Origin of the sequence: Mesorhizobium sp. M7A.F.Ca.CA.001.08.2.1 (assembly GCF_003998455.1) — a bacterium.
Classification (GTDB): Bacteria; Pseudomonadota; Alphaproteobacteria; order Rhizobiales; family Rhizobiaceae; genus Mesorhizobium; species Mesorhizobium ciceri.
Genome location: NZ_RZPW01000599.1, coordinates 1 through 3,991, shown reverse-complemented (window position 1 = coordinate 3,991; position 3,991 = coordinate 1). Strand labels below are relative to the sequence as shown.

Genomic DNA, 3,991 nt, shown 5'->3' with positions numbered 1-3,991 from the left:
AATCCACCCCACCGGCATCTCGGGCAGCGTCGGCTTGTCGATGGCTGCGGTACTTGTCTGGTCCCGAGCCGAGGCATCGGGGGTCGTGGGCGCCGGAGCCTGTGCCGTCTTGTCGGACGGAGCGGCGGCAGGGGCTGCGGCAGGCGCGACTGCTGCCGGCGCATTCGAAGCCGTCGTTGCCGGCGCCGGGTCATAGGCCTTGCGGTTGAAATCCGGCTGCGCCTGCAATTCTTCCTTGGTGGTCTGGGCGACCAGCCAGCGGTCGCCATTCTTCTCGGCCCACTGCGCCTTCGAGAAGTCATAGGTGACGTTCTTGGCGCCAAGGCCTAGGAAACCGCCGACGCCGATGACCAAGTACTGCGCCTTGCCATCCTTGGTCAGCACAATGTCGTTGACGTCGCCGATGTTCTGGGCGTCATCGCCGGTGCCGTTGTAGACGTTTTCCCCGATGATGTTGGTGGCGAGATTGCCATCGGCGCGCTTGACTGGTTCTGCCGAAGCGGCGTTCATGTCGACAGGCTTTTGCGCTGTGTCCGTCGTCGCGGGTGCTGCCGGCGCTGTTGCGTCGGTCGATGCCGCAGGTGCTGGGGTCGGGCTGTAAGGCTTTTTATCGAATTCTGCCTGCGCCGTCAGTTCGTCCTTGGTCGTCTGGGCCACCAACCAGCGGTCGCCATTCTTTTCGGCCCACTGCAGTTTGCCGTAGTCGAAAGCAACGCTTTTGGCGCCGACACCCAGAAAACCGCCGACGTCGATGACAACGGATTTCGCCTGCCCATCCTTGTCGAACACGACGTCGCTGACCTTGCCGATGTTTTCGGCATCGTCGCCGGTGCCGTTGTAGACGGACTCACCGATGATGTTGGTGACGATGCTGCCCTCTGCGCGTGGCACAGGAGCGGCGGCGGGCTCCTGGACGGCGGGCGTGGCAGGCGCCGTATTTGTTGCGTTCTGCGCATAGGCGCCGGTCGCGACAAAGGTTGCGAGCGCCGTCGTGGCTAAAAGATTGCGGATCATGGTAGTCTCTCCTCGTGCCTGATCTCATGCGCCGCGTCTTCCTTGGGGAACGCGGCATCTACAGGTTCACAACGTCGTGACCGGGTCAGTTGTTCCGACAAAGCGCTGCGGTCCGGGAACGAAACCACGGAAATTATTGAGCCGCTGGGGTAGTCACCCCGCGGCAAGGGGAACCTTTCTGTCGACGCCGCGTTTCAGCCGTTGGCTGGGTACATCCCGGCCGCCTTTTGGCTGACCTGGTGGAGCGGGGCATGAGATTTGCAGCGGTGCTGAACCGGGACGGCGGCACTTTGCGCACCACCGACCTCGCCGCTTTCTCCGACAGGATGCATCAGACGTTGGAAACGGCAGGCCACTCGCTCAACATCGAAATTGTCGCCGGCAAGGATGTGGTGGAGACGCTGGACAACGCCGCTTCGCGTCGCTCGGTCGACATCGTGCTGGCAGGTGGCGGCGACGGGACCATTTCCGCCGCGGCCGCCCGACTGATGGGCACGAAGAAGGCGCTTGCCATATTGCCAGCCGGCACCATGAACCTGTTCGCACGCGGGTTGGGCATTCCGCAGTCGCTCGACGGGGCGCTGAAATCCTTCGCCGACGGCGAAATCATTGCTGTCGATGTGGCGACGGCCAATGGCCAACCTTTCGTGCACCAGTTCTCGATCGGCATGCACGCGAAGATGGTGCAACTGCGCCAGAAGATGGAGTTCGGTTCGCGGTTGGGAAAGATCCGCGCCTCGGCCAAGGCGGCTTGGGCAACGATCAACAATCCACCTGCGATGAATGTGACGCTCAGCATCGGCGATGCCGAAATGGCGGCACGCATCACCGGCATCGGCATCACCAACAACTTATTCGGTGAAGGCCATCTGCCTTATGCCGACAATCCTGCGGGCGGCGTGCTCGGTGTCTATGTCACGGTGGCGAAGCAGCGCGCCGAACTGGTCAAGTTCTTCTTCAACATGGCGCGCGGCAAATGGCGCGACAACGAACATGTCGAAATCCACCAGACAAACAGAACGGTGCTGAAAATCCATTCGGGCAGCCGCAAATTTCGCGCCGTCATGGACGGCGAACTGGTCAGGCTTGACCGTGAAACGGTAATCGAGATCCAGCCTGGCGCACTGAATGTATTGGTTCCGGCGAGCGCGGCCCAGTCGAGAGCCGCCTGATGAGGTGCGACGCAACGGACAGACCGGCTTTACCCGGCAGGAGCCTGCTCGGTGGTGTTGGGCGGTGTGGGGACATGCTGTTCATCGCTGTTAGGCGCCTTGATCAACACACCATAGATCTCGGCAATGCCCCATGCAGCAAACACCAGAAGCAGTGCGGCGATCAGGATCCGAAATCCATGCCAGCCCCATCGCCCCTGCCGCGCCTTGTTTTCTGGAATGATCTTGGCCATGCTCGATCCCTGTCTCATTCTGCACCAACTGGCGCGCCCGGCAAATCATGGTCGGGTAACGGTTCCTCGCTAGGATGGTTCCGGAAAAGCGTGCTGGCCTTGCAGCAGCGCAAGCATGCGGCGACGAAGACCGGGACGAGGCAATTGGGGTGATTGGCAAGACGCAAACAGCACCCGATCTGCCGGCCGAAGTTGCGCTAGCAGTCATGGATATCGACCGGCTGGCCGTGCTGCACGGATTGGAGATGCTGGATACGGCGGCCGACCCCGATTTCGACCGCGTCAGCAGCCTTGCCGCAGCGGTGATGCAGGTGCCGATGGCCCTGGTCACACTCGTCGACCTTGAACGGCATTGGTTCAAATCCTGCTTCGGCCTGGACGAGACCGAAACCGCGACCAACGTCTCCTTCTGCGCCCATGCGATTGCCGCCGGCGACGAGCCGATGGTGGTCGTGGATGCAACGGCGGACCCCCGTTTCAAGACCAACCCGCTGGTCACCGGAAAGCACCATGTCCGCTTCTATGCCGGCGCGCCGATGATCGTGGCAGGTGCCCGCATCGGCACGCTGTGCGTGCTCGACCGCGAGCCGCATGGTTTTCCATCCCGAGCCGAGCTCGACCAGTTGAAGGCGCTCGCCGGCCTCGCCGCCAGCCTGTTCACCCTAAAGGACGCAACCCGCAGCGGCGCGATCGCCGAGGCCGCACTTGCGCGCGAGGAAAAACGACGCGCCATCGCACTCGATGCGGCCTCGCTCGCCAGCTGGGCATGGGATATCCGCACCGATGTCATCGAATGCGACACATTGATGTCGGAGCTGTTCAACCTGCCGCGCTCCAACCGGCTGCGCGCACGCGACATCCTCACCGCCATCGATCCGCGCGACGTCTACCAGACCGAAACCCGCTTTCGCGACGCCTTGACCGGCAGCGACGACTATTTCGGCGAATACCGGGTGAAGGGCTTTCACCCGCCGCGCTGGCTCGCCACGCGCGGCCGTGTCATCGAGCGTGACGGCGACGGCAAGCCGACATTGATCTTCGGCGTCAATTACGACATCTCCGAGCGCAAGCTCGGCGACGAACGGCAACGGCTGCTGCTGCGTGAACTCAACCATCGCGTCAAGAACACTCTGGCGACCGTCCAGGCGCTGGCAACCCAGACCGTGCGCCATGCCCGCCAGCCAAGCCAGTTCCTCGAGGCCTTCGGCGCCAGGCTTCAGGCCTTGGGCATCGCCCACAATCTGTTGTCGGACCGCGAGTGGCGTGGCATCGGCATCAGTGAACTCGTCCAGATCGAGGTCAGACCTTTCGAAACGGCCGAGCAGCCGCGCATGACGATCTCCGGCGACGACCTGCTGCTGTCGCCCGACCAGGCCGTCGGGCTTGGCCTGATCCTGCATGAACTCGCCAGCAACGCGCTGAAATATGGCTCGCTGTCGGTGCCGTCAGGCAGGGTCGACCTCGGCTGGAGGACGCAAGGCAGGAAGGATGCCCGGCGTCTTGTGCTGACCTGGCGCGAAAGCGGCGGGCCGCAAGTCGCTCCGCCGGATCGGCAAGGCTTCGGCTCTATCC

The 3,991-nt window shown here is 63.0% G+C and carries 4 protein-coding genes; 2 read left to right on the top strand and 2 right to left on the bottom strand.

Features of this window, described 5'->3' with window-relative positions; translation table 11 throughout:
- Nucleotides 1–1,014 (bottom strand): PRC-barrel domain-containing protein (locus tag EN914_RS27155; protein WP_164778942.1); only part of this gene is annotated, 1,014 nt, incomplete at its 3' end.
- Nucleotides 1,015–1,265: 251 nt separating this feature from the next.
- Between EN914_RS27155 and EN914_RS27150 the strand changes: the two genes are divergently transcribed.
- The gene (locus tag EN914_RS27150) at nucleotides 1,266–2,186 is read left to right on the top strand and encodes a diacylglycerol kinase family protein (RefSeq protein WP_024503016.1); all 921 of its coding nucleotides are present in this window, start codon (nucleotides 1,266–1,268) and stop codon (nucleotides 2,184–2,186) included.
- 29 nt (nucleotides 2,187–2,215) lie between these two features.
- Here the strand turns inward: EN914_RS27150 and EN914_RS27145 are convergent, their stop codons facing one another.
- Nucleotides 2,216–2,419: a hypothetical protein gene (locus tag EN914_RS27145; RefSeq protein WP_013529290.1), complete on the bottom strand. Its 204-nt coding sequence runs from the start codon at nucleotides 2,417–2,419 to the stop codon at nucleotides 2,216–2,218.
- Nucleotides 2,420–2,625: 206 nt separating this feature from the next.
- Here EN914_RS27145 and EN914_RS27140 point away from each other — a divergent pair.
- A partial coding sequence (locus EN914_RS27140) for a sensor histidine kinase (protein WP_164778943.1) occupies nucleotides 2,626–3,991 on the top strand: 1,366 nt, incomplete at its 3' end.

Bases quoted from the DNA above. Each gene is read 5' to 3' on its own strand.
- EN914_RS27150 (WP_024503016.1), top strand. From the start codon at position 1,266: ATGAGATTTGCAGCGGTGCTGAACCGGGACGGCGGCACTTTGCGCACC.
- EN914_RS27145 (WP_013529290.1), bottom strand. From the start codon at position 2,419: ATGGCCAAGATCATTCCAGAAAACAAGGCGCGGCAGGGGCGATGGGGC.